The following is a 26326-nucleotide window of genomic DNA, read 5'->3' on the forward strand; positions in this document are numbered from 1 at the left end:
CGGTCATGACCAGTGCCACGACACACGCCCCGATTGGCAAAACCAGCTCAATCGGTGTACAAACCCTCGATCAGGTCGGCGTACTTGCTGTGCACCACCCGCCGCTTGAGCTTGAGGCTGGGCGTCAGCTCCTCGGTCTCGGGGGTCCACTCGGTGCCCAGCAGCGCCCACTTCTTGACCTGCTGCACCCTGGCCAGCTTGGCGTTGGCCGTCTCGACGGCGCTGCCGACCTCCTTCAGCACGTCGGGGTGCTCGGCCAGTTCGGCGAGCGAGCTGTAGGTGATGCCGCGCGACTGGGCCCAGCCGGGGGCGATCTCGGCGTCGAGGGTGAGGACGGCCACCGGGTGGGGCCGGCGGTCGCCGTAGGCGAGTGCCTGGCCGATCAGCGGGTGCTCCTTGAGGTGGTTCTCGATCTCGGCGGGCGAGATGTTCTCGCCGCCGGCCGTGATGATCAGCTCCTTCTTGCGGTCGACCACCCGGTAGAAGCCGTCCTCGTCGACGGTGCCGATGTCGCCGGTGTGCAGCCAGCCGTCGGCGTCGACGAGGTCGGCGGTGGCCTCGGGCCGGTTGAGGTAGCCCCGGGTGTTGAGCGGGCTGCGGGTGAGGATCTCGCCGTCCTCGGCGATGCGCACCTCGACGCCCGGCTCGGCCTGGCCGACGGTGCCCAGGCGGTAGCTGCTGGGTGCGTTGCCGGTGAACGCCCCGGTCGTCTCGGTCATCCCGTACACGTCGATGACCTTCAGCCCGAGGCCGGCGAAGAAGCGCTGCACCTCGCCGGCGAGCGGCGCGGCGCCGGTGGCGGTCCACTGCGCGCGGTCGAACCCGATCATGCCGCGGACGATCGACAGCAGCGAGCTGTCGGCCTTCTCGAACGCGGCCTCGATCTCCGGCGTCATGGTGTGGCCGTACTGACCGGCCTCCACCCAGGCGACGCCGGCGGCCATGGCCTGGCGGACCGCCTCCTGCTGCTCCTCCGGCTGGGTGGACATGACGGCGAGCAGCCGGGCCATCATCTTCTCCCAGACGCGCGGCACGCCGAAGAACATCACCGGCCTGACCTGCCCGAGGGTGGCGCCGAGGTTGGCCAGGTCGGTGCAGAAGTAGACGTGGGAGATCTTCACCAGCGGCAGGTAGAGGCTGAGCACCCGCTCGGCGATGTGCGCGTACGTGAGGTAGGAGATCTGGGTGCCCTGCACGGGCAGGTCGGCCATCCGGTCGGTGCAGGCCACCTCGTAGAACACGTTGGCGTGGGTGAGCGGGACGCCCTTCGGCTGCCCGGTCGTGCCCGAGGTGTAGAGGACGGTGACGGGGTCGTCGGCGGTGACCGCCTGCCAGCGGGCGTCGACCGCGGCCGGGTCGGCCTCCAGCCTGGACCGGCCCAGGTCGAGGAAGTCCTGCCAGGACAGGAAGCGGTCGTCGTCCGGCGCCCCCTCCAGCATGATGATCTTCCGCAGCTCGGGCAGCCGGTCCAGCACGGGCTCCCAGCGGGCCAGCTCGGCGGGCCCGCCGATCACCGCGATCTTGGCGGCCACGTCACCGGCGACGAAGGCGATCTGGTCGGGCGCGAACGTGCCGTAGATGGTGCAGCCGACGCCGCCCGCGTGCACGGCGCCGAGGTCGGCGAGCACGTGCTCGCTCCGGTTGATCATCATGAGCGCGACCGCGTCGCCGGGCTCCAGCCCCAGGGCCGCGAAGCCGGCCGCGATCTCCAGCACGCGCCGCCGGGCCTGCGCGTAGGTGAGGGTGGCCCACCCGTCGCCCTCGGGATCGGAGTAGGCGGGCGCCTCCGCGTACTGTTCGGCCGCCTTTCTCAGCTGCTCGCAGAGAGTAAGCCCCTCGATCGAACGCTCGATCTCGGCTCGCACCTCCAGGATGTCGGCCATGGCACCCGCCTCCAGTCAGTAATCACTTGCGCAGCTGGCTTGCATCGCACCATAAGGCGCGGGTAGCGACAAGGGTTTGAGCCGACCGTCACGTAAAGTGATGATTCACACGCGCCACGTGACCAGGGGGACACGGATGAGCAACGGCGGCAAGACATTCTTCGGTCACCCGTGGGGCCTGGCGACGTTGTTCGGGACCGAGATGTGGGAGCGGTTCAGCTGGTACGGGCTGCGTGCCATCCTGGCGTCGTTCATGATCGCCTCCCCGGCCAGCCAGGGGCTGGGCCTGTCCGAGCAGACCGCCCAGGCCGTGATCGGCATCTACGGCGCGCTGATCTACCTGGTGGCGCTGCCCGGCGGGTGGATCGCGGACAGGATCCTCGGGCCGCGCCGGTCGGTGTTCTGGGGCGGGTTCGTCATCATGTGCGGCCACATCAGCATGGCGCTGCCGGTGCCCTCGGCGGTCTTCGTCTGGCTCGGCCTGCTGCTGATCATCCTGGGCACCGGGCTGCTCAAGCCCAACATCTCGGTCATGGTGGGCAAGCTGTACCCGGAGGACGACGACGCGCGCAGGGACGCCGGCTTCTCGCTGTTCTACCTGGGCATCAACCTGGGCGCGTTCTTCGCGCCGATCGTGGTGGGCTGGCTGGCCTCCGGCGACCGCTGGCATCTCGGCTTCGGCGCCGCGGCGGTCGGCATGGCGCTCGGCCTGCTGCAGTACGCGATCGGCGGCCGGAGCAGCCTGCGCGGGGTGGGCGAGCGGCCGGGGATGCCGCTGACGCCCCGCGAGCTGCGGCGGGCCGGGCTCCTGACCGCGGCGACGGTGGCCGCGGTCGCGATCGCGCTCGGCGTCTGGGCGGCGACCGGCACGTTCACGCTCAGCCGGTTCACCGTGGTGATGACGGTGGTGATCGTGGCGGTGCCGATCGCCTACTTCGCCTACATCATGCTGGGCGCGCACGACCTGACCGAGGACGAGCGGTCCAGGATGAAGGCCTACATCTGGCTGTTCGCCGCCGCCGCGATCTTCTGGATGATCTACGACCTGGCGCCCAGCAAGCTGCTGTTCTTCGCCGAGAACAACACCGACCTGTCGCTGTTCGGCATCCCGATCCAGGCGGCCACCACCCAGTCGTTCAACCCGCTGTTCATCATGATCTTCGTGCCGGTGTTCGCCGCGCTCTGGGTGAAGCTCGGCAACCGGGTGAGCACCGCCCAGAAGTTCGCCTTCGCGCTGGTCATGGTCGGGCTGAGCTTCGTCGTCATGGCGCTCGCGGCCAACCTGGCGGAGAGCGGCCGGGTGTCGGTGTGGTGGCTGGTGCTGGTCTACCTGATCCAGGTCTTCGGCGAGCTGTCGCTCAGCCCGGTGGGCCTGTCGGTGACGACCAAGCTGGCGCCGCGCGCGTTCAAGGGGCAGATGCTGGGCGTCTGGTTCATCGCGGTGTCGGTGGGCGACGCGATCGGCGGCCAGACCGGGCGGCTCAGCGAGGTGATGTCGGAGCCGGCCTACTACCTGCTGCTGGCCGCGATGGCGATCATCGCGGGGCTGGCGCTGTTCATGTTCTCCCGCAAGCTGCGCGCGATGATGGCCGAGCACCATGCGCCCGCCGTGCCGCCGATCCGATAGACAATCCTGCGTGGCTGAACTCTTCGACTTCGCGGGCATCTTCGTGTTCGCGCTCACCGGCGCGCTCATGGGGGTGCGCAAGCGCCTGGACGTCGTCGGCATGGCCGTGCTCGCGGAGATCACCGCGCTCGGCGGCGGCATCATGCGCGACCTGATGCTGAACGTCACCCCGGTGGCCTTCCTGAGCGTGGGGTACGTGCTGGTGCCGGTGGCGGCGACCGCGGTGGTGTTCTTCTGGCATCCGCACGTGACCCGGGTGATGCCGGCCATCCTGGTGCTGGACGCCGCGGGGCTCGGCCTGTTCTGCGCGGTGGGGACCGCCAAGGCGCTGGAGTACGGGCTCAGCCCGCTGCACGCCACCCTGCTCGGCGCCATCACCGCCGTGGGCGGCGGCATGCTGCGCGACCTGCTGGCGGGCGAGATCCCGACCCTGCTGTACGACAGGCAGCTGTACGCGGTCCCGGCCCTGGTCGGCTCGGCGGCGCTGGCCGTCATGTCGTGGGCCGGGCTGACCGGCTGGCCGGTCGCGCTGGGCGCGGCGGTGCTGGCCTTCGGGCTGCGCATCGCCGCGATGCGGCTGAACTGGCGCGCTCCGCTGGCCCGCGGCGTCAGCGAATGAGGCTCACACCATCGGGCTGAGCGCGTCGGGCACCCTCACGGCCCCGGTCAGGCCCAGGCGCCGGGCCGTCTCCAGCCGGGCGACCGCCTCCCGCAGCACCTGGGGCGGCTGGGTGAAGGGCAGCCGCAGATAGCCGTCCAGCGTGCCCTCCAGGCCGAACCAGGGGCCTGGCGCGATCCGTACACCGTGGCAGGCGGCGGCCTCGGCGAGGGAGACGGCCGAGCCGGAGTCCAGCCGGATCCAGAGCGTGCCGCCGCCGGGCGGCACCGTGAACTCCCAGGCCGGCAGCCGTTCGCGCAGCTCGGCCACGAGGGCGTCGCGTGAGGCGAGCAGCCTGCGGCGGCGCTCCGCCCTGGTCTCCGCCAGGCGGCCGAACAGGGCGGCCACGACGAGCTGCTCCAGCACCGGGCTGGCGATGTCGACCGAGGCCCGGTGCCCCGCCATCCGGCGGGCCAGCGCGGCCGTGGCGCGGATCCAGCCGATGCGCAGCCCGCCCCACCACAGCTTGGAGGCCGAGCCGATGCTGATCACCCGGCCGTCGGTGTCGAAGGCGGCCATCGGCGCGGTGCGCGGCACCTCGTCCAGCGCCAGCTCGGCCCAGGTCTCGTCGACGAGCAGGATCGTGCCGGCCCGCCGGGCCGTGCCGGCGACGGCGGACCGGGCGGCGTCGTCCATGAGCGCGCCGGTGGGGTTCTGGAAGTCGGGCATGAGGTAGGCGAGCCGGGCGCCGGCCTGCCGCATCGCGCTGGAGACCAGGTCCTCGTGCCAGCCGCCGGAGGAGACGCCGACCGACACGACGCGGGCGCCGAGCCGGCGGGCGGAGTCGATGGCGTGCGGGTAGGTGGGCGACTCCACCAGGATCGCGTCACCGGGTCCTGCGAGCACGCCGAACACGATCTCGATGGCCTGCTGGGAGCCGGTGGTGACGAGGATCTGCTCGGGCCGGGTGGCCAGGCCGCGCTCGGTGTAGCGGGCGGCGATCGCCTCCCGCAGGACGGGCAGGCCGAGCGGGTGGTAGCCGTTGCCCATGCCGTACCTGGGCACCTCGTCGACGGCCTCCAGCATGGCCGCGCGCAGCGCGGACGGGGCGGGCGGGGCGGCGGCGTGCAGCTGGATGAGGCCCTCGCCGTCGACGGCCAGCCACGGGTTGTCGGCGGTGACGGCCGGGTCGGGCAGCGCGGTCCAGCTCCCCGAGCCCTGCCGGCTCTCCAGGAAGCCGCGCTCGCGGAGCAGGTCGTAGGCGGCGGTCACGGTGGTGCGGCTGACGCCGAGCGTCCTGGCCAGGTCGCGTTCGGCCGGCATGCGTACCCGGACCGGGATCTGCCCGCCCATGACGGCGGCGCGCATCGCCTCGGCGAGCGCCCGGTAGTAGGGCCTGGCGTGCGGGTCGACGTCGACGAGCCGGGCCAGCTGACCGGCCGAGAAGAACCTCATAAGGCCACTTTTCGCGATTGGCTCTGTATTGGCAAACCGGCCCTGTGCCACGGTGGGCCCATCATGAGTGAAGCGACAATCCCGCACGCCGGTTCCCTCCCCGCCCGCCTGGTCCGCCTCTACGGCGGCCTGGCGCTCTACGGGGCCGGCATCGGGCTGCAGATACGGTCGGGCCTCGGCAACGGCCCCTGGGACGTCTTCCACCAGGGCGCCGCGCTGCGCACCGGCCTGACCGTCGGAACAATGATCATCATCGTCGGGGCGCTGGTCATGCTGTTCTGGATCCCGCTGCGGCAGCGGCCCGGGTTCGGCACGATCAGCAACGTCATCTTCGTCGGCGTCTTCGCCGACCTCGCGCTCCACCTGGTGCCCGCGTCCGGGCACCTCGCCGTCAGCTGGCTCTACGTCGCGCTCGCCGTCACGTCCATCGCGCTGGCCACCGTCCTGTACATCGGCGCGGGAATGGGGGCCGGGCCGCGCGACGGCGTCATGACCGGCCTGATGCGGCTCGGGCTCTCGGTCCGGCTGAGCCGGTTTCTCATCGAGATCACCGTACTGGCCGCCGGATGGCTGCTCGGCGGCACGGTGGGGCTCGGCACCCTCGCCTTCGCCCTCGCCATCGGCCCCCTGACCCAGCTCTTCACCCGCTGGTTCCCGCTGGATTGAGGCTAGTGTCATGACATGCGGATCGAGGACTACGCGCTCATCGGTGACATGCAGTCGGCGGCACTGGTCGGGAGAGACGGCTCCATCGACTGGCTCTGCCTGCCCAGGTTCGACTCCCCCGCCTGCTTCGCCGCCCTGCTCGGCAACGACCGCAACGGGCACTGGTGGATCGGCCCCGTCGGGAGGCGGCCGGCCGACCGGCGCCGCTACCGTCCTGACACGCTGATCCTGGAGAGCGAGTGGGACACCCCCACGGGCACCGTGCGGGTGATCGACTTCATGCCGGCCCGTGACGTCAACCCCGACGTGGTCCGCATCGTCGAGGGGGTGTCGGGCACCGTCGAGATGTCCACCCACCTGCGGGTCCGTTTCGACTACGGCCGGATCGTGCCGTGGATGCGCCGCAACGGCGGCCACCTGCAGGCCGTCGGCGGCCCCGACTCGGTCTGGCTGCACTCCCCCATCCCGCTGCGCGGCGGCGACTACGCGCACGTGGCCAACTTCGAGGTGAAGGCGGGCGACCGGCTGCCGTTCGTCTTCACCTGGCACCCGTCGCACGAGCCGATGCCGCCGCAGATCCAGTGCGACGACCAGCTCGTCCAGACCGAGGCCATGTGGCGCGAGTGGGTCGACACCTGCACCCACGAGGGGCCGTGGCGCGAGGCCGTGATCCGCTCGCTGATCACGCTCAAGGCGCTCACGTACGCCCCCACGGGCGGCATCGTGGCCGCGCCCACCACCTCCCTGCCGGAGGACATCGGCGGCGTGCGCAACTGGGACTACCGCTTCTGCTGGCTGCGCGACGCCACCTTGACGCTGGACGCGCTGATCGGCGCCGGCTACCTGGAGGAGGCCGCCGCGTGGCGGGCCTGGCTGCTGCGCGCGATCGCGGGCCGGCCGCAGGACCTGCAGATCATGTACGGGGTCGCGGGCGAGCGCCGGCTGCCCGAGCTGGAGCTCGACTGGCTCGACGGCTACGAGGGCTCCCGCCCGGTCCGGATCGGCAACCAGGCCGTCGACCAGCTCCAGCTCGACGTGTACGGCGAGGTGATGAACTGCCTCTACCTCGCCCGCACCTCCGGCCTGACCCCCGACGAGCGGGCCTGGTCGATCCAGCGGCAGCTGCTCGACTACGTGGAGGAGCACTGGGACGAGCCCGACGAGGGCCTGTGGGAGGTGCGCGGGCCGCGCCGCCACTTCGTGCACTCGAAGATGATGTGCTGGGTGGCGATGGACCGCGCGGTCAAGTACGTCGAGCGGTTCGACCGCACCGGCCCCGCCGACCGGTGGCGGGCGATGCGCGACAAGATGCACGACGAGATCTGCGACAAGGGCTTCGACCCCGACCGCAACACCTTCACCCAGTCCTACGGCTCCCGCGAGCTGGACGCGGCCCTGCTGCTCATGCCCATGCTCGGGTTCCTGCCGATCGACGACCCGCGGGTGACCGGCACGGTCGCGGCGATCGAGAAGGAGCTGATGGACGACGGCTTCGTGCTGCGCTACCCGGTGGCCGACACCAACCACGTCGACGGGCTGCCCGGCGGCGAGGGCGCGTTCCTGGCGTGCAGCTTCTGGCTCGTCGAGGTCATGGCCATGCAGGGGCGCAAGGACGAGGCGGCGGAGCTGTTCAACCGGCTGCTGGCGCTCCGCAACGACGTCGGGCTGCTGGCCGAGGAGTACGACCCGCGCTACGGCAGGCTGGTCGGCAACTTCCCGCAGGCGTTCTCGCACGTGCCGCTGATCCACGCGGCCCGGGCGCTGACGAAGCTGTTGTGACTCACACGGCCAGTCTGGCGAGCACCTTGGCGAACTCCGGCGGCGGGGCCACGACCAGCCTCGTCTGGCCCTGCCGCAGCTCGATGTCCGCCTTGATGAGCGCGAGCCGGCCGTCGTGCCACCAGTAGACCTGGGAGCTGAGCCCGCCGGTGCGGGCCGCGTGCACGCGCAGCCGTTCGATCGCGCGCACCACGCCGATCCCGTCGACGGGGTGGACGAGCAGGGTGTACGGGTCGGGCAGCACGGCGAGCACCCCGTCGGCCGGCACCGGAAGATACTCCTCCAGCCAGCGCAGGTGAGTGGCGGCGGCCGGGGTGGCCGCCGTGAGCCGGGTGACCGGGGTGCCGGACAGCTCGATGGACTCGACCGTCAGCCGCTCCCCGCGCCGTGTGTTGGACACGGCCAGCTCCAGCGCCCGCGCGGCGGGCACCGGCCAGCAGCCGGCCTCCTCCGGCCGGACCGGGCGGTCGCCGACGGTGAGCAGCTCCAGCAGGTCGCCGTTGAGGTGGCGGCCCACCACGCGGGCCGGGTCGGCCACCTCGTCCGCCGACTCCACCCGGGTGGCCAGCAGCGGCCGGACCTGCTCCAGGTCGCAGTAGTCGAGCGGGCCGCCGGCGACGGCGTGCGCGAGGTGCTCGGAGACCAGTGTCGGCCAGTCCTCGCGGGCCCGCCGGCCGGCCTCGCGGCGCAGCCCCGCCAGCCTGACCCGGATGTCGCGCGGGCCGCTCAAGCTCAGGGACGCGCCGTCGGCGGCGAACGCGCAGGTGTAGCCGAGGGACTCGGCGACGAGCGCCAGCAGCGAGTCGAGGTCGACGTCCTCGGCCGAGCGGCGCACGGGCTCCCGGTCACGTTCGGAGAATGACACGCGCCCGTGTCCCTTCTGTCGGTTTCGTCCCTTTCTCGTCCTACCTTGCCTGCTCCTCGTTCCAGTACGGGCCGGTCAGGGAGCACGATTCGGTATCAATAGCCCCAAGAGCCCCAAGCCACACACTCATCTGGGGTGATCCATGGCCCACCGGAAGCCCCGCGACGACCGGCACCCCGAGCGGCTCCAGCCGGTCGCGGAGCACCGGGTAGGGATCACCGCAGTCGACCCACGACCCCAGCGCGATCCCCCGCACCCCCGCGAACACCCCCGCCTGAAGCAGCTGGGTGAGCATGCGGTCGATGCGGTAGGGCTCCTCCCCGATGTCTTCCAGGAACCCGATCCGGCCGTCGAACGACGGTTGGTGGCGCGTGCCGCAGAGCGAGGCGAGCAGCGACAGATTACCGCCGGTCAGCACCCCCTCGGCCCGGCCGGGCACCAGCACCCGATCGCCCGTCACCGTGCCGGGAGCGCCGGACAGCGCCGTCAGCAGGCGGTCCCAGGTGACCGGCTCGGGGCCTCCATCCGGGCCGTGCTCGCCGCCCAGCAGCACGTTGCCGGGCATCGGCCCGTGCAGGGTGGGCACGCCCAGCTCCACGGCGAAGGCCTGGTGCAGCGCGGTGACGTCGCTGGAGCCGACGAGCACCTTCGGCCCGGCGGCGCGCATCGCGTCCCAGTCGAGCAGGCCGAGCAGCCGGCCCGCGCCGTAGCCGCCCCTGGCGCAGAACACCGCCGACACCGCCGGGTCGCACCACGCCGCCTGCAGGTCGCCCGCCCGCGCCGCGTCCTCCCCCGCCAGATAGGGCAGATCCTGGCGGTCGAGCGCGTGCGGGCCGACGACCACTTTCATGCCGAGCCCCTCCAGCCGCTCGACCCCCCGCCTGAGCAGGGCCGGGTCCGCCGGGCCTGACGGGGAGACGACGGCGACCGTGGCATCGTGGTGCGAAAATCCGGTTGTCTCTATCACCCGGAAAACGGTGTCACACTTACCTCTCGTATGCGACTTCCGCCCCACATCCTCGTGGTCAACGGCATCAAGGTCCGCAGGCCGGTGTTCCTGGTCGGCGCCCCGCACTCGGGCACGGACCTGGTGGCGCGCGCCCTCAAGCGGGCGCCCGGCTTCCACGTGACGACGGGCCGCGCCTGCGTGGCCCACGTGGTGTACGCCTTCGCCCGCCGGCCGTCGATCGGCGGCACCTCGGGCGCGGTGCGGGTGCTGCGCGACGCGCTGGCCGAGTCGTGGCAACTGCTCGACGGCTCGTGCGGGCTGTGCTCCGACGCCTGCCGCGAGGCGGGCGGCGTGACGAGCACCGGCCCGTGCGTGGCGGCCGGCGAGGTGACCCGGTTCGGCGACGCCAGCCCCGACCTGCTCTACTCCGTGCCGGTGCTGCTGCGCGCCTTCCCCGACGCGCGGTTCGTGCAGCTCATCCGCGACGGCCGCGACGTCACCGCCGACATGCTGGACGACCCCGCCTGCCTGGCCTGGTTCAAGCCCGTGATGTTCCCGATCGACACCGAGTTCCCCAACGCGTTCCTCGGCGTCAACCGCGACGAGCACCGCGACCGCTGGAAGACCATGCCGGTGGCGGGCAAGAGCGCACTGCGCTGGCGCAGCGCGGTGCGGCTGAACGCGACGCTCCGCAAGGACCTGCCGGACGACCAGCTCATCACGGTCCGGTACGAGGACCTGGCGCTCAAGCCCGCCCAAGAGGCCGCCCGGCTGTCGGAGTTCCTGGAGACGCGGGTGCCGAAGGTGGCCCTGTACGGGCCGCGGGCGCCCCGGGTGGGCGAATGGCGCACCCGGCTGCGTACGGCGGACGCCGAGCTGGTGGAGAAGGTGGCCCGCCAGGAGCTCACCCGGCTGGGCTACCTGACGAGCTGAACTGGGTGCGGTAGAGCTCGGCGTACAGCCCGCCGCGCTCCAGCAGGTCCTCGTGACGGCCGCGTTCGGCGATCCGGCCGGCGTGCACGACCAGGATCTCGTCGGCCTCCCTGATCGTGGAGAGCCGGTGCGCGATCACCAGCGAGGTGCGGCCCGCCAGCGCGGTCTTCAGCGCCTGCTGCACGGCCGCCTCCGACTCCGAGTCCAGGTGGGCGGTCGCCTCGTCGAGGACGACCACCCGGGGCGCCTTCAGCAGCAGCCTGGCCAGCGCCAGACGCTGCTTCTCGCCGCCGGACAGCCGGTAGCCGCGCTCGCCGACCACGGTCTCCAGCTGCTCGGGCAGGGCCTCGACCAGCTCGCCGATCTGCGCGGCCCGCAGCGCCGCCCACATCTCGTCCTCGGTGGCGCCTGGACGGGCGTAGCGCAGGTTGGCCGCGATCGTGTCGTGGAACAGGTGGGGGTCCTGCATGACGACGCCCACGGTGTCGCGCAGCGAGGCGAGCGTGGCCTCGCGCACGTCCAGGCCGTTGATCCGGACCGCCCCGTCCGTGACGTCGTAGAGCCGGGAGACCAGCGAGGTGATCGTGGTCTTGCCGGCGCCTGAGTGGCCGACCAGGGCGATGAGCCGGCCGGGCGCGGCGGTGAAGGTCACGCCGTCGAGCACCTGCGGCGACGGGCCGGTGTCGGGCTTGGCGACCGACTCCAGGGACGCCAGCGACACCTCCTCGGCCGACGGGTAGTGGAAGCGCACCTGGTCGAACTCGATCGTGACCGGGCCGCCGGGCACCGGCCTGGCGTCCGGCCGCTCGGCCACCATCGGCTTGAGGTCCAGGATCTCGAAGACCCGGTCGAAGCTGACCAGGGCCGTCATCACGTCGACGTGCACGTTCGACAGCGAGGTGAGCGGCCCGTACAGGCGCATGAGCAGCGCGGCCAGGGCCACGAGCGTGCCCAGCTCGAACACGTCGGACACGGCCAGCACGCCGCCGACCCCGTACACCAGGGCCGTCGCCAGGGCTGCGACCAGGCCGAGCGCCACCCGGAACACGGTGCCGTACATGCCGACCTTGACCCCGATGTCGCGCACCCGGGCGGCCCGCTCGCCGAACATGGCGGCGTCGTCCTCGGGGCGGCCGTAGAGCTTGGCCACCATGGCGCCGGCGACGTTGAACCGCTCGGTGGTGACGCTGCTCATCTCGGCGTCGAGCTGCATCTGCTCGCGGGTCAGCGCGGACATGCGGCGGCCCACCCACTTGGCGGGCCCGATGAAGATCGGCAGCAGCACCAGCGCGACCAGCGTCACCTGCCACGACAGCACCAGCATGGCGCCCAGCACCAGCACGAGGCTGACCACGTTGGACACCACGGACGACAGCGTGCTGGTCAGCGCCCGCTGGGCGCCGATCACGTCGGTGTTGAGCCGCGACACCAGCGCCCCGGTCTGGGTGCGGGTGAAGAACGCCACCGGCATCCGCTGCACGTGGTCGAACACCTCGGTGCGCAGGTCGTAGATCAGGCCCTCGCCGATGCGGCTGGAGAACCACCGCTGCACCAGCGTCAGCCCCGCGTCGACGACCGCCAGCACGGCGATGGCCACCGCAAGACCGATCACCACGCCGGTGTCCTTGGGCAGGATGCCGTCGTCGATGATGGCCTTCATGAGCAGCGGGTTGGCCACCACGATGCCCGCGCCCGCCACGACGAGCAGCAGGAACGCCGCGATCTGCCTGCGGTAGGGCAAGGCGTAGCCGGCGATCCGCCGCACCGTGCCGGGCGCGAGTCGCTGTTTGGTCACCGAGCCGTCGCGACGCAGCGAGGCCCATACATGGGGGCCGAAGCCCCCGCCCATCATCGCCATCTAGGGGAAATCCCTCCACTCCCCCAGCAAAGCGCCGCCGGGCCGTCTGTCGATTCCCTCCTCAGCTCGTGGCGTAACCGCCCGGAACCGGTCAGGACTGTGCGTTGAAGACCGCGCGGAGGCGTACGGCCTGTTCGGCGCCCTCCGCGGCTCTCTGCTCCTCCAGGGTGCGCCCGGACGCGCCCTGAAGGAGTCGCTTGGTCGCCGCCGCCGCGTCGCGGTTGGTCGACAGCAGCTGCGCGACCTTGGCGGCCACGGCCTTGTCGAGGTCGCCCCCGGCGACCACCTGCTCGGCCAGGCCGATGCGGTAGGCCTCGTCGGCCTCCACGTTCCTGGCCGTGAGGCAGATGTCGATCGCCTTGGCCAGGCCCACCAGCTCCACCAGTGGCTTGGTGCCGGTCAGATCGGGCACCAGCCCGAGTGCGGGCTCTTTCATGCAGAACTTGACATCGTCGGCCACGATCCGCAGGTCACAGGAGAGCGCGAGCTGGAACCCCGCGCCGACCGCGTGTCCGTGCACGGCCGCGATGGAGACGATCTCGGGGCGGCGCAGCCACAGGAAACCCTGCTGGGCCTGGCCGATCAGCTCCTGCAGCGAGCTGTCGTCCTGCCTGCTGGCCGAGCCGAACGAGCCCTGCCCCGGCACCCCCTCTTTCGTGAACATCCGCAGGTCGATGCCTGCCGAGAAGGACGGTCCCTCACCTTTCACCACGACCACGCGCACCTGCTCCGGCAAGCCGGCGCCGATTCGCGCCAGAGCCGACCAGGTCGCGGTCGTCTGTGCGTTCCGCTTCTCCGGCCGGTTCAGGGTGATCGTGGCTATCTCACCGTCCACCTCGAAGCGCAGGCCGATCTCCGCCAGCTCTTCGGCGGAAACCTCCTCCGCATACCCCCCGCGCTGCTGCGCCTTCGTGTCCGCCATCACCGCTGCCCTCCTCGCTGAACCGTCGCGCCCGAGCTTACAGAATGACATTCTGGCCGCCGGGCGCGACGGCAGGCTGACTAGGGACGAGCGGCTGCGGTCGCACGTTCCGAGGCGGCCGTCAGCGCTTGGACTTGCCTCGGGTCGCCCCTCCGCGTCCGCGCAGAGTCACCCCGGACTCGCTGAGGATGCGGTGGATGAACCCGTAGGACCGGCCGGTCGAAGCCGCCAGGGCGCGGATGCTCTCGCCCGCGGCATAGCGCTTCTTCAGGTCGCCGGCCAGTTTCTCGCGATCGGCCCCAGTCACCCGGGTGCCCTTCTTCAGTGTCTCGGCCACGAGTACCTCCTGTAGTGCCGGACTTCCGCAGCGTTACTCCGCCATGATCAGTCATTTCAGCGGGATCGGCTACCTACTCCACGGGAAAAGATCCGTACCCACCCAAATTAAGATCAGGCAAGTGCCACAAGATCGGAAAATTCCTCGCTCCACGCGTCTTCAGTTCCGTCTGGCAGCAAGATCACCCTATCCGGTGAAAGGGCGTCGACGGCACCCTCGTCATGGGTCACCAGGACGATCGCTCCTGAATACGACCTCAGAGCTTGGAGAACCTGCTCACGGCTGACCGGATCGAGGTTGTTGGTGGGCTCGTCGAGCAGCAGCACATTGGCGCTGGAAAGCACCAGTGTGGCCAGTGCGAGACGGGTCTTCTCGCCTCCGGAGAGGACTCCGGCCGGTTTGTCGACGTCGTCGCCGGAGAACAGGAACGATCCGAGAACCTTGCGCAGCTCGGTGTCAGTGAACGTTCCGCCTGCCGAACGCATGTTCTCCAGGACGGTTCTGTCAGCGTCGAGCGTCTCGTGCTCCTGGGCGTAATAACCGATCTTCAGGCCGTGGCCGGGCCGGATCATCCCGGTGTCGGGCTGCTCCAGACCGCCCAGCAGGCGCAGCAGCGTGGTCTTGCCGGCGCCGTTGAGGCCGAGGATGACCACCCGATGACCTCGGTCGATGGCCACGTCGACGTCGGTGAAGACCTCCAGGGACCCGTAGGACTTGGACAGGCCCTCGGCGGTCAGCGGGGTGCGGCCGCACGGCTGGGGCTCGGGGAAGCGCAGCCTGGCCACCTTGTCGTTCACCCGCTCCTCCTCGGTGGAGGCCAGCAGACGGTGCGCGCGGCGCATCATGTCCTGCGCGGCCTTGGCCTTGGTGGCCTTGGCGCGCATCTTGTCGGCCTGCGCCAGCAGCGCCCCGGCCTGCTTCTCGGCGTTGGCGCGCTCGCGCTTGCGGCGCTTCTCGTCGGTCTCGCGCTGGGCGAGATAGGCCTTCCAGCCGACGTTGTAGTGATCGACCACGCACCGGTTGGCGTCCAGGTGGAGCACCTTGTTGACCGTGGCTTCAAGAAGCTGGACGTCGTGGCTGATGATCACCAAGCCGCCCTGATGAGATCGCAAAAAATCACGAAGCCACCCGATTGAGTCCGCATCTAGGTGGTTTGTCGGCTCATCCAGAAGGAGAGTTTCCGCGCCGCTGAAAAGAATTCTCGCCAATTCCACCCTGCGGCGCTGGCCGCCAGAAAGCGTTTTCAGCGGTTGCCCGAGCACCCGGTCGGGCAGACCGAGGCTGGAGGCGATGGAGGCCGCCTCCGACTCGGCGGCGTAGCCGCCGAGCACGTGCATCTGGTCCTCCAGCCGGCCGTACTGCCGGACCGCCCGCTCGCGGGTGCGCTCGTCGGCCGAGGACATGCCGAGCTCGGCCTGGCGCAGCCTGCGCAGTACGTCGTCCAGGCCCCTGGCCGACAGCACGCGGTCGCGGGCGAGCACCTCCAGGTCGCCGGTGCGGGGATCCTGCGGCAGGTAGCCGACGCTGCCGGTGCGGGTGACGGTGCCGCCGGCCGGCAGCCCCTCCCCGGCCAGCACCTTGGTGAGGGTTGTCTTGCCGGCGCCGTTGCGGCCGACGAGCCCGATCTTGTCGCCGGGGTTGACCCGGAAGGAGGCGTTCTCGATGAGGAGGCGCGAGCCCGCACGCAGTTCGATGTCAGTAGCGATGATCATGGTTGGCGAAGCACTCCCGAGCTAGGAAACGAGGGATGAGGGCGTGCGACGCCGGTCAATCGGGAGTGTGCATACCGATCAGTGTAGGGCCCGTGCCTGGAGCTCCACCTCTGCTTAACGCGTCGCACACCGGTGAACGCCGGGCGGCCGGGGTTCGATTCCGTCAGCCCTCCGGCAGGTGCGCGGCGATCAGGGCCAGGTTCTGGATCGCGGCGAGCCCGTACTGGGCGGCGTCGTTGGTGCTGACGAACGGCGCGTCCCAGAGCGCGGCGGGCACCTGCGGCCCCTCGACCCGGGTCAGCCGCCAGACGGGCTCGCGCTGCAACGGGTTGGTGTTGAGCTGGTCGCCCTCGTCCCTGAAGAACGCCCGCCAGGCCAGCGCGGCCAGCTCGGGGTCGTCCAGCCGGGCGGCGGCGTAGGCGGCCAGGCGGCTGTGCGCCTGGATCAGCGAGACGCCGGTCAGCGGGCGGCCCGTCTCGGCGGCCTGCCGCTCGGGCGCGGCGAGGTAGAGGCGGCAGTAGTCGAGCCAGGCCCGCTCGAACCCGGGCACGTCCAGGCCGAGCGCGAGCAGCTCCGAGCAGATCTCGGGCAGGCCGAAGACGGCCGACAGGTGCGAGACGGAGACGGCGTCCCTGGAGGTGTCGAACCGGCCGGCGGCCAGGTCGAGGCGGGCCTCGCCGGTGAGGAACCCGCGGGGCAGCGCGCCGATGCCGGCCATGGTGCCCAGCAGCTTGTCCCTGGCACGCTCGTCGCCGTGCCGCTCCCAGCGGGTCAGCCAGGCGGCGGCGAGCGCGCCCCAGTCGGTGCCGAGCCCGATCGACAGCGCCGACGGGTCGGGCGTGTAGACGTCCTCGCGCACCTTGCGCAGCGGGTCCAGGGCCGCGTACGCCTCCTCGGCGGACGCCACCTCGTCGAGCAGGTCACCGGTTCGCTCGTCGGCGGTCAGGTAGTGGAAGAAGCGCCGGTAGACGGCGCTGGAGATGCGCAACTGCTTGCAGCTGCACCCCCAGTGCTGCACGTTGTGGCGGCTGCCCAGGCCCTTCCACCGGCCCAGGTGGTAGACGTCGACCTCGCCGGTGTGGCGGGTCATCGCCTCGGCGAGGCGGAACACCTCGGCCCTGCCGGTCCGCAGGAACTGGTACCACAGCCACAGGTCCGGCGACAGCTCGGAGTTGTCCCAGGCGTAGCCGCCGACGTCGTAACGCCAGGTGCGCCGGTCGGCGTCGTAGGTGTGCATGACGTCGCCGTAGTCCCAGAACCCGTACCAGCGGCGCTGCTCACGTTCGCGCGCGTACAGGTCGAACAGGAAGTCCAGCCGGTCCTCGATCGCGGCGCGGGCCGGCGTGCTCCGGTCGGCCGGGGCCCAGTCGCCGAACACGCCGGCCGCCTTGATCCTCTCGGGGGAGGCGACCAGCAGCGGGGGCTCGTTCATGACGGCGGCGTGCGCGGCCAGTTCCGGGTGCGCTGGCGTGGCGGCGTACGCGCGCAGGGTCAGCTCGTGGGTGCGGGCGACGCCGTACGGGTCGCCGAATCCGGGTTCGTGGTCCTCGTACGTGATCTCCAGTCCTTCGAGCTGCTCGGCGAAGGTGTCCTGGCCCAGGCCGTCGTGCCAGAACCGCAGGTCCATGGCCGGCGCGGACGGGGACCAGAGCCAGACGGTGGCGGTGGCCAGGCCGGTGGCGGCGTCGCGGACGTCGAGCCTGGTGGGGTGCAGACGCCAGAAGTCGCGCAGCCCGAAGCCGAGGCCGCCGCTGATCCCTCCGACGTAGCCGTACCCGGCCGAGCGGGTGCCGGACGGGATCGTCACCCAGGCGTGGCCCTCGGCGGTGCGCTTGCGCAGCAGGTAGCCGTCGGCGGAGTTCTGGTCGAGCGTGTAGTCGTTCCAGGCGGGTATGAGGTGGAGCCGGCCGGCCACCTCGGGGTTGCCGATGGGCCCGCACGGGCGGCCCTCGACCTGGGCGCGCCGCACGTCCTCGCCGGGGTCGCGGCGCAGGCCGGTCAGGCCGCGCACGGCCTCGGTGAGGAAGCCGCCGGGGCCGGCCAGCCGGACGTGCCGGTCGTGCGGCTCGTCCCGCATCACCACGCCGGCGCGCAGGCCCAGCCCGGCCAGGAAGTCCCGGCCCGGGTCGCCGTCCCAGACGAACGTGTGCGCGATCCGCACGTCCTCGGCCCCGGCGTAGAAGTACAGGCGGACGGTGAAGGGCAGCCAGTCGCCGTGCCGGCCCTCCGCCCTGATCACCGCGCGCACCGGGCCGTCCTGTTCGACCGTGACCCGCTCGACCCGTCCGGTGACGCTCTCCCGCCGGACGGCGCCGCCCTCGTCGGGGGTGGGACCGTCCTGGCGCAGGCTGACCAGGCGGACGTCGCGGAGGATCTTCCGGCCGTCGCGGTGCGCGGACCGCACCAGGGTGTCCCCCTCCTCCGCGATCGTCCAGGTGACGGGCCCGGTGCTCACCCGGAGCAGGCCACCCTCGCGGGCGACGGTGACGGGCACGCGCGGCGCCGCGGGGTTCCTTCCGGGTACGAGCCGGTACGCCCCCTCGCCGGGATCCCCGGGGACGGCGGCGTGCGCGGACCACTTGACCGAGCCGTCAGGCCAGGTGGCCGTGGTCCAGCTCTGCACCGGCAGCTCCGCACCGCCGGGGCCGGTCAGCCCGAACGGCGCGCCGGCCGCGACCGTGCCGCGCGGCCACGGGACGCCCCAGGTCACCCCCTGCCCGCCCGGACGGTCCAGCCAGCGCAGGGTGGTCTCCACCTCGGTCACTCCTTCACCGACCCGATCAGCACGCCCTTGGCGAAGTGCTTCTGCAGGAACGGGTAGAAGAGCAGGATCGGCAGCGTGGCGATGACCACCACGGCGAACATCAGGCCCTTGGCCGGGAAGAAGACTGTGTCCAGGGCGCTGATGGCGTTGGCCGCGTCGGGGCTGGTGAGCTGCCTGACGAGCACCTGCAGGGTCCATTTGTCGTTGTCGTTGATGTACAGCAGCGGCGACATGTAGTCGTTCCAGATGCCCACCGCGTAGAACAGCGAGAACGTGGCGATGATCGGCTTCGACAGCGGCAGGACGATCTTGAAGAACACCCCCATCTCGTTGCAGCCGTCGATGCGCGCCGCCTCCTCCAGGGCCTGCGGCAGCTCCTGGAAGAACGACTTGACGATGATCAGGTAGAACGGGTTGATGGCCAGCGGCAGGATGAGCGCCCAGTAGCTGTCCAGCAGCCCCAGGTCGCGCACCACCAGGAAGGTCGGCACGATCCCGCCGCCGAAGACGAGCGTGAACACCACCAGGTTGAGCACCAGGGCCCGGCCGGGCAGATACTTCTTCGACAGCGGGTAGGCCATGGTGAAGGTCAGCGCGACCTGCACCACGGTGCCCACCGCCGTCACCACGACCGTGGTGAGCAGCGCCCGCAGCATGGTGTCGTTGGCGAAGACGTACTCGTACGTGCTGGTGACGAACTTCTCCGGCCACAGGAAGAACGGCCGGGTGGAGATCTCCGACTCGGTCGCGAACGACCCGGCGAGCACGTAGAGCAGCGGGAGCACGGTGATCAGCGCGAGCCCGCCGAGCAGGATGACGTTCAGCGTGTCGAACACCCGGCTGCCGAGCGAGCCGTAGTGCTTGATCGACGTGCCCGCGGGCCGGTCGGTCGAGGTGTTGGCAGACATGTCCACGGGCTCCTCAGAACAGTCCCCGCTGGCCCATGCGCTTGGCCAGCCAGTTGGCGCCGAAGATCAGGACGACGCCGGCGATCCCCTTGAACAGGCCGACCGCCGTGGCGTAGCTGTAGCCGGCGCCCTGGATGCCGACGTAGTAGACGAAGGTGTCGAACACCTCGGCGGTGGAGCGGTTCAGCGAGTTGGTGAGCAGCCAGATCTGCTCGAAGCTCTGGTCGAGGAGGTTGCCGGAGGTCAGGATCGCCATGACCACGATCGTGGGGCGGATCGCGGGCAGTGTGACGTGCCAGAACTGGCGCCACCGGCCGGCGCCGTCCATGCGCGCCGCCTCGTACAGGTTGGTGTCCACGCCGGCCAGCGCGGCGAGGTAGATGATCGTCCCCCAGCCGGACGTCTTCCAGAGCAGCTGCAGGATGACCAGCGGCCGGAACCACTCGGGCCGGGCCATGTAGTCGATCTGGGGACCGCCGCCGCTCAGGCCGTGGATCCAGCCGGCGATGACGCCGAAGTCCACTGCGAACAGCAGGTACGTCAGCGAGAAGACGATCGTCCAGGACAGGAAGTGCGGGATGTAGATCAGCGACTGCACGTAGCGCTTGTAGACGCTGACCCGCAGCTCGTTCAGCAGCAGCGCGATGATGATCGGCGCCGGGAAGACGAAGACCGCGGTCAGCAGCGCGAGGAACAGGGTGTTGAAGAGCAGCCGGCCGAAGTCGGGCCCGGTGAACAGCGTCTCGAAGTGCTTGAGACCGACCCAGGGGCTGCCCGCGTAGCCGGAGAACGGCAGGAAGTCCTGGAACGCGATGGTCAGGCCGTACATCGGCAGGTATCTGAAGATCGCGAAGTAGACCAGGCCGGGGATGAGCATCACGTACAGCCAGCGGTAGCGCCGCAGCGCCGTGCGGACCGGCACCTTGCCGGGCCCGTCCCGCCTGCTCCTGGGGGCCGCCTCGGTGACGGGCGACGCCAGATCGGTGGCCACGGCGGCCTCCTTTCCGAACTTTCCAAACTTTCCGAATGTCGAAAGGGGAGGCCCGGGTGTCCCCAGGCCTCCCGGCCGAGCCGTCAGCCGCCTACCTTGGAGATCCCCGCCTGGAGCTCGGTGAGGATCTGGGTGCCGCCGCTGTCGTACCAGCGCTTGATCTCCGCCTTGAACTGCTCCTCGCTCAGGTCACCCGCCAGATACTTGATGCGGGCGTCGGTGGGGATCGGGTTGAGGGTCGGGCCCTGGTCGACCGCCGTCTGCGAGATCACCGGCAGCGACGGGTCGTGCACCGCGGTCTGCAGGTCGAGCTCCATGAGCTCGTCGCGCTGCTTGAGCCACTCCTGCTCGGCCTGGCTGGGGCGCATCCACTCGTACGCCTCCCCGGCCACGCCGACGCTGGAGGTCATGCCGAGCTGGATGAAGCCGAACTGGACGTCGTTGTTGATGACCTTGATCGCCGGGTCCTCTTCGTCGATCTTGACGGCGAAGCCGTTCTCGGCTTTGAAGTTGCGGCCCTCGATCCCGTTGTTGACCAGGATCGAGCCTTCCTTGGACGCCAGCTTGTCCAGCGTCGTCAGCACGTCGTCGAGCTGCTCCTCGGTCTGCACGCGCTGCTTGGAGATCGCCACGATGCCGTTGAAGCCGGTGAACGGCAGGGAGAACTTCTGCCCGTCGGGCCGCGTCAGGTTGCCCGCCATCGCGACCTTCTGGTCGTACGTCTCCGGGTCCAGCTCCTTGAACTTGTCGAAGAGCTCGCCGGCCCGGACGTTGACGTCGATGATGATGCCGCCCTTGCCCTGCAGGAACGGGTCGTTCCACTTGCCGGTGTCGAGGGTCGCCCAGTCGGGGTTGACCAGGCCTTCGTCGATGAACTTCTTCGTGTACTTCTGGGCCTCCCAGAACTCCGGCACGTCGAACTCGGGCACCAGCTTGCCGTCGCGCACGCCGTAGTTGTTGGGGGTGCCGAACCAGACGTCGATGGCGTTGTACGGGCTGGACGCGGAGAACACGGGGGCGGGCCACTTCGGCAGGATGAGGCCGTAGGTGTCCTTCTTGCCGTTGCCGTCCGGGTCCTTCTCGGTGAACGCCTTGGCGATCTCGTACAGGTCGTCGGTGGTCTTGGGCAGCTCCAGGTCGAGCTTCTCCAGCCAGTCCTTGCGCAGGATGACGGCCGAGCGGAGCAGCGGGCGGACCCGGTAGATGCCGTAGTTGCGGCCGTCGGTCTTGGAGTTCATCCAGACCTGCTGTGACTTCGGCTTGAGGTTCGGGTACTTGTCGAGCTTGTCGGTCAGGTCCCAGAACGCCCCCGCCTTGGCGGCCTTGACGAAGGACGCGCCCTTGTTGTCCTGGATGACCATCACGTCCGGCAGGGAGGCGGACGCGAGCGTGATGTTGGTCTTCTCGTTGTAGTCGGCGTTGGGCACCCAGGTGATCTGGAGCTTCTTGCCGATCAGCTTCTCGACCGCCTGGTGGATCTCCCCCTTGGGGTCGGGGGCGGTCTGGAAGAGCGGGACCATCATGGTCAGCGTGTTCGTGTCCGCCGCCTCACCGCCGCTGCCGCTGGAGCAGGCGGAGGCGACGAGGGCCGCTGTTAGCGTTAACGCACCGGCTGCCAGCCGGCGACGACGGGATGCGGTCATCGGTTCCCTTTCGAGTGCAGACGCGCCTCGTTCTCGGCGAAGAAGCGCAGGCAGAGCCACGTGTTGAGGCAGATCCACGCGCCGGCGCTGATGAGCAGGGCGAGGAGGGGCGCCGCCACCGTCGCGAAGACGATCGCGGCGAGCACGAACAGCAGCAGGACGGACGAGGCGGGCCGGGTCAGCGCCAGCAGCGACGCCTTCGGCAGGTAGGCCGGCAACGGCAGGTCGTAGTGCGCGTAGAGCGGCCCCAGGTAGGACCCGACGCCGGCCAGCGCGACGAGCGCCACCAGGGTGGCCACCCGCCAGGGCGCCGCGTCCGGGCCCAGGGCGGTGAAGTACAGGTAGTTGCCGATCAGGACGGTGGCGACCACCGCCAGGGGCAGGACGAGCAGGGACGCGCGGACGAACTCGCGCCGGTAGACGCGCCAGAACTCACCCACGCCCTGAATCGATTCACCCTGAGCATGCCTGCGGGCCAGCGCGTACGCGGCCACGGTGGCCGGCCCGAGCCCCAGGACCACCCCGCCGAGAAGCGTGAAGGCGATCCAGAGCACGTTCAGCCGGGCCGCCCAGACCACCTCGGAACAGGCGGCCTGAAACCTGATTGACATGGCGGAATGGCTCATCCGGCAGCATCTTCTCGTGGCGTGTGCGCGGACCCGTGGACGGGACCCGTTGCCGGGTGGTTCCCGTCCCGTTACGCGGGGGTGAACGGCGGTCGGTTGCTGCGAAAGTAGTGTTGAATCGAATCAAAGTCAACCATCTCAGCCCAGGAATCCGGCCACTGGACGCCGGTCTGGGAAAACGCCTTCCCAACCTCGCATCCGGCACGTACCGCGGCACAGCACCGAGCCTGGGCCCCCGCGTGCGCGTTCAGCCCTTCCTGACGCGTACGCCCCGAGCCCGGGACACGCATGCTCACCAGGGCCTCCCCCGCCCCCGAATGGGCACCCGACGGGTGCGCAGCGCTGGTCGCGGGCTCGCCCCCTTCTCAACGAGTCCTACGAGCCCGCCGTGCCGGGACACGCGCACCCCCACCCGGGGCGCGTGCGACCAGGACCGTCAGGTGTCGCGGCGGACCGCCTTGCTCGACTCCCTGACCACCAGGTCGGGCTGGAAGATCACCTGCCTGTGCCGGTGCTCGTCCGCCGCCGTGACCTCCTCCAGCAGCAGCTCGATCGCGGTACGCCCGAGCAGCTCGCGCGGCTGGCGCACCGACGACAGCGGCACCGCCGCGGCGGCGGCGAAGTCGATGTCGTCGTAGCCGACGATGGCCACGTCGTCGGGCACCCGCAGCCCGCGCAGCGACATGGCCTGCAGGAACCCCAGCGCGAGCAGGTCGTTGGCGCAGAAGGCGGCCGTGGGCCGCTGCGCCTCGGGCAGCGCGGCCAGGCGTTCGCCCGCGGCCCGGCCGGCGGCGACGCCGAGCGAGGTGATCTCGAAGTCGACCAGCTCGGCGCCCTCCCCCGCGGCCGCCACGGCGGCGGACGCCCCGTCCCGGCGGTCGGCGACCTGCTTGATCGACAGCGGCCCGCCGACGAACGCGATGCGCCGGTGGCCGCGCTCGACCAGGTGGGCGGCGGCGAGCCGGCCGCCGAGCCGGTCGTCGACCGCGACCGAGCACTGCGGGCCGGCGGCGGCGCTGTCGACCAGCACCACGGGCGTGCCCCTGGCGGTGAGCTGGGCCAGGCGCGGGCTGGCGGCGTCGACCGGCGTGATCAGCACGCCCAGCACCCGCTGCTGTTCGAGCTGGTCGAGGTGGCGGCGCTCGCGGTCGGGGTCGGCGGCGCTGTTGCAGAGCATCATCATCGTGTCGTGCTCGTCGGCCACGGACTCGGCGCCCTGGGCGACGTCGGCGAAGAACGGGTTGGAGACGTCGAGGACGACCAGCCCGACCGTGCGGCTGCGGCCGACGCGCAGGTGACGGGCCACCTCGTTGCGGACGAAGCCCAGCTCGCGGATGGCCTCGAAGACCCGCTCACGCGTCGGGGGCGAGACGATCTCGGGGCGGTTGAGCACGTTGCTCACGGTGCCGACCGAGACCCGCGCCAGCTGCGCGACCTCCTTGATGCTCCTGGTCCCCATTGATCCTCACGAGGCCGTGCCGCTGTGAACGCGTCCCATCATAGCGGCCTTGAAGATTTTTTTGAATCGTCTCAAAGATGTGCCGATCCCGTGATCACCCCTGCGCGGCCCCGGCGCCCATCCCGTCCAGCATCAGCCCGAGGAACCAGGCGGGCCGGGCCGCCACCCGCGGAGGCAACGAGTCGGGATGGCAGGCGAACAGGTTGAGCAGCGCCACCACGTCCTCAGCCCCGACGTCGGCGCGCATCCGGCCGTCGGCCTGCGCCTGCTCGACGAGGCCGGTGAACCGCTCCAGCCACCGTCGCCGGATCTCCACGAACCCGGGCCCGACCGTCTCCTCCTCGGGCACCCCGGCCAGCGCGGCGGCGAGCACGCCCCGCCCGGTGTCGCCCACCCACAGCACGAACGCCCGCAGCGCGCTCCAGGCGTCGGGCTCCTCCTCCACCGCCCGGTCCAGGGCCTCGGCCAGGGAGTGCACGTAGTGCTCGCCCATGGCGGCGAGCAACGCGGCCCGGTCGGGGAAGCGCCGGTAGAGGGTGCCCACGCCGACGCCCGCGCGGCGGGCGATGAGTTCCATGGGCGCCGCTGGACCGCGCTCGGCCATGACGGCCGCCGCGGCCTCCACGATCTTGCCCAGGTTGCGCCTGGCGTCCGCACGCACGGAGGGAAGCGTACCCCCGAATATGTGGACGACGACATTCCGCTTCCTGTACGTTCCCCTTAACCGGAATGTCGTCATCCGCTTAGGAGCACTCATGATCGTCGTCACCGGCGCCACCGGCTCGATCGGCCGGGAACTCGTCTCCCTCCTGCCTCCCGACGAGGTGCTCGCCGTGGTCCGCAAGCCCGCCGAGGTGGGATGCCCGCACGCGCTGGGCGACCTCGAACAGCCGGAGTCGATCGCCGCGCACCTGTCACCGGGTGACCGGCTGTTCCTCAACAGCTCTCTCTTCCCGGGCGTGGTCGACGCCCACCGCGCGGTGATCGACCTGGCCCGGGCGGCCGGGGTGGCGCAGGTGGTGACGGTCTCGGTGCGGCACGCCAGGCCGGGCGGCCGGCTCGGCCAGGACATGCACGGCCACATCGACGAGCACCTGCGCGCCTCGGGCGTGCCGCACGCGATCCTGCGGCCGGGCGGGTTCATGCAGAACCTGCTGACGGAGGTGCGCGACGGCCGCTTCCACGGCTCGTACGGGGCGGCCCGGGTCAGCTACATCGACAGCCGGGACATCGCCGCGGTGGCGGCGGCACTGCTGACCAGGCCGGTCGGGCCGAGCGAGACCTACACGCTGACCGGTCCCGAGGCGCTCACCCACGACGAGATCGCCGCCGCGATCACGGCCGCGACCGGCCGACCGGTGACCTACGTCGACCTGCCGGTCCCTGACCTGACCGCCCACCTGACGGCACAGGGGCTCCCCGACGCCCTCGCCGCCCAGCTGGCCGCGATGATGCGGGAGATGGGGACGGAGGACTGGGCCTCGGCCTCGTCCACGGTCGAGGACCTCACCGGCCGCCCGCCGCGCTCGCTCGCGGACTTCCTCGCCGATCACGCCCACGCCTTCGACGCCTGAGGGTCAGGGCGGGTCCACCACGCGCACGCGTACCGCCCGGAACTGGGACGGCGTCTCCTTGAGCACCGCCAGCTTCGGGTCGGGGACCGTCAGGAACGGCTCCGCCTCCAGGGCCAGCAGCGGTGCCAGCCGCCGGTCGGCGCGCAGGGCGTCGACCGCCTTGCGGTCGCCGCCGAGCACGACGGCGTCCAGTTGGTCCAGGTGCGGCGCCACGACCCGCAGCGCGGTCTCGGCGGCCACCTCGAACGCCTTGTCCGCCTGGTTGGACCTGCGGCGGGCGAAGCGCTGCTGGGACCAGCCGCCGGCCGCGGTACGCCCCTGCACCAGCCGCGATCCGACCTTGGACGCCACCAGCTCCACCCCGTCGAACACCCCGGCCGCGTACCCGCCCAGCCGCACCAGCACCACCCCCACCCGGCGGGCGGCGCGGGCGTGCTCGACGAGCCGGGTCACGTGCGGCGGCCCCGGGCGCATCGGCGGGAAGGGCACGTGCAGCTCGGCCAGCGCGCCGTCACGGGCCGTCAGCCGCACGAGACGGTCGTCCCCGGTGGCCTCGAAGGGCCCGTGGCGGGTGGCGAACCCGTCGATCCACGGATTCAGCCGCTCCGGCGGCACGGACACCCACCGGCCACCGCCCTTCGCCGGTCGCGCACTCATGCGGGAAGGCTAGCGGACGGATCTTCCCCGGCATCCCGGAGAGCCGTGGTGCCGGTGTCGCCCGGGTCCCGCAGGTAACGACTCGTCCGGTCCTCTGGGCAGATCCCGGCGCGCCGGGAT

At 71.0% G+C, this 26326-nt stretch carries 22 protein-coding genes; 6 read left to right on the forward strand and 16 right to left on the reverse strand.

All coding sequences use genetic code 11. The features are described from left to right. Positions 1-47 precede the first annotated feature (47 nt). Positions 48-1883, reverse strand: coding sequence for an AMP-dependent synthetase/ligase (locus ACGFI7_RS27020; protein ID WP_393409407.1), 1836 nt, complete (start codon positions 1881-1883; stop codon positions 48-50). Positions 1884-2019: 136 nt separating this feature from the next. Between ACGFI7_RS27020 and ACGFI7_RS27025 the strand changes: the two genes are divergently transcribed. Together ACGFI7_RS27025 and ACGFI7_RS27030 are read left to right on the forward strand one after the other, a co-directional pair. Further along, on the forward strand, positions 2020-3510 hold the full coding sequence (locus ACGFI7_RS27025; protein WP_393409409.1) for a peptide MFS transporter: 1491 nt from the start codon (positions 2020-2022) through the stop codon (positions 3508-3510). 10 nt (positions 3511-3520) lie between these two features. Next, positions 3521-4129: a trimeric intracellular cation channel family protein gene (locus tag ACGFI7_RS27030; RefSeq protein WP_393409411.1), complete on the forward strand. Its 609-nt coding sequence runs from the start codon at positions 3521-3523 to the stop codon at positions 4127-4129. Positions 4130-4132: 3 nt separating this feature from the next. On the opposite strand, the gene ACGFI7_RS27035 is transcribed toward ACGFI7_RS27030, so the two are convergent. Further along, positions 4133-5563 (reverse strand): PLP-dependent aminotransferase family protein, encoded by a 1431-nt coding sequence (locus ACGFI7_RS27035; RefSeq protein ID WP_393409412.1) that lies wholly within the window; start codon positions 5561-5563, stop codon positions 4133-4135. Positions 5564-5626: 63 nt separating this feature from the next. Between ACGFI7_RS27035 and ACGFI7_RS27040 the strand changes: the two genes are divergently transcribed. Further along, entirely contained in the window at positions 5627-6229 is a 603-nt protein-coding gene (locus ACGFI7_RS27040; RefSeq protein WP_393409414.1) for a YitT family protein, read from the forward strand. A 15-nt stretch (positions 6230-6244) separates the two neighbouring features. Beyond that, positions 6245-8008, forward strand: coding sequence for a glycoside hydrolase family 15 protein (locus ACGFI7_RS27045; RefSeq protein WP_393409415.1), 1764 nt, complete (start codon positions 6245-6247; stop codon positions 8006-8008). Between the two features lies 1 nt (position 8009). On the opposite strand, the gene ACGFI7_RS27050 is transcribed toward ACGFI7_RS27045, so the two are convergent. After that, positions 8010-8873, reverse strand: coding sequence for a hypothetical protein (locus tag ACGFI7_RS27050; protein WP_393409416.1), 864 nt, complete (start codon positions 8871-8873; stop codon positions 8010-8012). 40 nt (positions 8874-8913) lie between these two features. Then, positions 8914-9840 (reverse strand): LD-carboxypeptidase, encoded by a 927-nt coding sequence (locus tag ACGFI7_RS27055; protein WP_393409417.1) that lies wholly within the window; start codon positions 9838-9840, stop codon positions 8914-8916. Positions 9841-9870: 30 nt separating this feature from the next. On the opposite strand from ACGFI7_RS27055, the gene ACGFI7_RS27060 reads away from it, so the two are divergent. After that, positions 9871-10755, forward strand: coding sequence for a sulfotransferase family protein (locus ACGFI7_RS27060; protein ID WP_393409418.1), 885 nt, complete (start codon positions 9871-9873; stop codon positions 10753-10755). On the opposite strand, the gene ACGFI7_RS27065 is transcribed toward ACGFI7_RS27060, so the two are convergent. The 11 genes from ACGFI7_RS27065 to ACGFI7_RS27115 all read right to left on the reverse strand — a co-directional run bounded on the left by ACGFI7_RS27065 (position 10727) and on the right by ACGFI7_RS27115 (position 24636). Then, positions 10727-12613 carry an ABC transporter ATP-binding protein gene (locus ACGFI7_RS27065; RefSeq protein ID WP_393409420.1) on the reverse strand — a complete coding sequence of 629 codons (1887 nt, stop codon included), beginning with the start codon at positions 12611-12613 and terminating at the stop codon, positions 10727-10729. The genes ACGFI7_RS27060 and ACGFI7_RS27065 overlap by 29 nt on opposite strands. Before the next feature lie 91 nt (positions 12614-12704). Then, positions 12705-13535: an enoyl-CoA hydratase/isomerase family protein gene (locus ACGFI7_RS27070; protein ID WP_393409422.1), complete on the reverse strand. Its 831-nt coding sequence runs from the start codon at positions 13533-13535 to the stop codon at positions 12705-12707. A 121-nt stretch (positions 13536-13656) separates the two neighbouring features. Beyond that, positions 13657-13872 carry a helix-turn-helix domain-containing protein gene (locus ACGFI7_RS27075; RefSeq protein WP_020547488.1) on the reverse strand — a complete coding sequence of 72 codons (216 nt, stop codon included), beginning with the start codon at positions 13870-13872 and terminating at the stop codon, positions 13657-13659. A 113-nt stretch (positions 13873-13985) separates the two neighbouring features. After that, complete coding sequence (locus ACGFI7_RS27080; protein ID WP_393409424.1) at positions 13986-15584, reverse strand: ABC-F family ATP-binding cassette domain-containing protein; 1599 nt, start codon at positions 15582-15584, stop codon at positions 13986-13988. A gap of 163 nt (positions 15585-15747) precedes the next feature. Next, a complete protein-coding gene (locus ACGFI7_RS27085) occupies positions 15748-18339 on the reverse strand; it encodes a Tat pathway signal sequence domain protein (protein WP_393409425.1) in 2592 nt (863 codons plus the stop codon). Between the two features lie 5 nt (positions 18340-18344). Beyond that, positions 18345-19256, reverse strand: a complete 912-nt coding sequence (locus ACGFI7_RS27090) for a carbohydrate ABC transporter permease (RefSeq protein WP_219547717.1) — start codon at positions 19254-19256, stop codon at positions 18345-18347. A 13-nt stretch (positions 19257-19269) separates the two neighbouring features. After that, positions 19270-20247 (reverse strand): ABC transporter permease, encoded by a 978-nt coding sequence (locus ACGFI7_RS27095; RefSeq protein ID WP_393409426.1) that lies wholly within the window; start codon positions 20245-20247, stop codon positions 19270-19272. 83 nt (positions 20248-20330) lie between these two features. Continuing rightward, positions 20331-21890 carry an extracellular solute-binding protein gene (locus ACGFI7_RS27100; RefSeq protein WP_393409427.1) on the reverse strand — a complete coding sequence of 520 codons (1560 nt, stop codon included), beginning with the start codon at positions 21888-21890 and terminating at the stop codon, positions 20331-20333. After that, positions 21887-22501 carry a YesL family protein gene (locus ACGFI7_RS27105; RefSeq protein WP_393409428.1) on the reverse strand — a complete coding sequence of 205 codons (615 nt, stop codon included), beginning with the start codon at positions 22499-22501 and terminating at the stop codon, positions 21887-21889. The genes ACGFI7_RS27100 and ACGFI7_RS27105 overlap by 4 nt, the downstream gene beginning before the upstream one ends. A 451-nt stretch (positions 22502-22952) precedes the next feature. After that, entirely contained in the window at positions 22953-23975 is a 1023-nt protein-coding gene (locus ACGFI7_RS27110) for a LacI family DNA-binding transcriptional regulator (RefSeq protein ID WP_393409429.1), read from the reverse strand. Between the two features lie 94 nt (positions 23976-24069). Next, a complete protein-coding gene (locus ACGFI7_RS27115; RefSeq protein WP_393409431.1) occupies positions 24070-24636 on the reverse strand; it encodes a TetR/AcrR family transcriptional regulator in 567 nt (188 codons plus the stop codon). 94 nt (positions 24637-24730) lie between these two features. On the opposite strand from ACGFI7_RS27115, the gene ACGFI7_RS27120 reads away from it, so the two are divergent. After that, positions 24731-25549, forward strand: a complete 819-nt coding sequence (locus tag ACGFI7_RS27120) for an NAD(P)H-binding protein (RefSeq protein ID WP_393409432.1) — start codon at positions 24731-24733, stop codon at positions 25547-25549. 3 nt (positions 25550-25552) lie between these two features. Here ACGFI7_RS27120 and ACGFI7_RS27125 read toward each other — a convergent pair whose 3' ends face one another. Next, complete coding sequence (locus ACGFI7_RS27125) at positions 25553-26206, reverse strand: acVLRF1 family peptidyl-tRNA hydrolase (RefSeq protein ID WP_393409434.1); 654 nt, start codon at positions 26204-26206, stop codon at positions 25553-25555. Positions 26207-26326: the final 120 nt, after the last annotated feature.

It is taken from the genome of Nonomuraea sp. NPDC048826 (assembly GCF_043198225.1).
Classification (GTDB): Bacteria; Actinomycetota; Actinomycetes; order Streptosporangiales; family Streptosporangiaceae; genus Nonomuraea.

What these genes read in the sequence shown, in the direction of transcription:
- ACGFI7_RS27025 (WP_393409409.1), top strand. Translation starts at nt 2,020, where the DNA reads ATGAGCAACGGCGGCAAGACATTCTTCGGTCACCCGTGGGGCCTGGCG.
- ACGFI7_RS27045 (WP_393409415.1), top strand. Translation starts at nt 6,245, where the DNA reads ATGCGGATCGAGGACTACGCGCTCATCGGTGACATGCAGTCGGCGGCA.
- ACGFI7_RS27100 (WP_393409427.1), bottom strand. Translation starts at nt 21,890, where the DNA reads ATGACCGCATCCCGTCGTCGCCGGCTGGCAGCCGGTGCGTTAACGCTA.
- ACGFI7_RS27105 (WP_393409428.1), bottom strand. Translation starts at nt 22,501, where the DNA reads ATGTCAATCAGGTTTCAGGCCGCCTGTTCCGAGGTGGTCTGGGCGGCC.
- ACGFI7_RS27080 (WP_393409424.1), bottom strand. Translation starts at nt 15,584, where the DNA reads ATGATCATCGCTACTGACATCGAACTGCGTGCGGGCTCGCGCCTCCTC.
- ACGFI7_RS27035 (WP_393409412.1), bottom strand. Translation starts at nt 5,563, where the DNA reads ATGAGGTTCTTCTCGGCCGGTCAGCTGGCCCGGCTCGTCGACGTCGAC.
- ACGFI7_RS27120 (WP_393409432.1), top strand. Translation starts at nt 24,731, where the DNA reads ATGATCGTCGTCACCGGCGCCACCGGCTCGATCGGCCGGGAACTCGTC.
- ACGFI7_RS27070 (WP_393409422.1), bottom strand. Translation starts at nt 13,535, where the DNA reads ATGGCGGACACGAAGGCGCAGCAGCGCGGGGGGTATGCGGAGGAGGTT.
- ACGFI7_RS27125 (WP_393409434.1), bottom strand. Translation starts at nt 26,206, where the DNA reads ATGAGTGCGCGACCGGCGAAGGGCGGTGGCCGGTGGGTGTCCGTGCCG.
- ACGFI7_RS27020 (WP_393409407.1), bottom strand. Translation starts at nt 1,883, where the DNA reads ATGGCCGACATCCTGGAGGTGCGAGCCGAGATCGAGCGTTCGATCGAG.
- ACGFI7_RS27110 (WP_393409429.1), bottom strand. Translation starts at nt 23,975, where the DNA reads ATGGGGACCAGGAGCATCAAGGAGGTCGCGCAGCTGGCGCGGGTCTCG.
- ACGFI7_RS27090 (WP_219547717.1), bottom strand. Translation starts at nt 19,256, where the DNA reads ATGTCTGCCAACACCTCGACCGACCGGCCCGCGGGCACGTCGATCAAG.
- ACGFI7_RS27040 (WP_393409414.1), top strand. Translation starts at nt 5,627, where the DNA reads ATGAGTGAAGCGACAATCCCGCACGCCGGTTCCCTCCCCGCCCGCCTG.
- ACGFI7_RS27060 (WP_393409418.1), top strand. Translation starts at nt 9,871, where the DNA reads ATGCGACTTCCGCCCCACATCCTCGTGGTCAACGGCATCAAGGTCCGC.
- ACGFI7_RS27065 (WP_393409420.1), bottom strand. Translation starts at nt 12,613, where the DNA reads ATGGCGATGATGGGCGGGGGCTTCGGCCCCCATGTATGGGCCTCGCTG.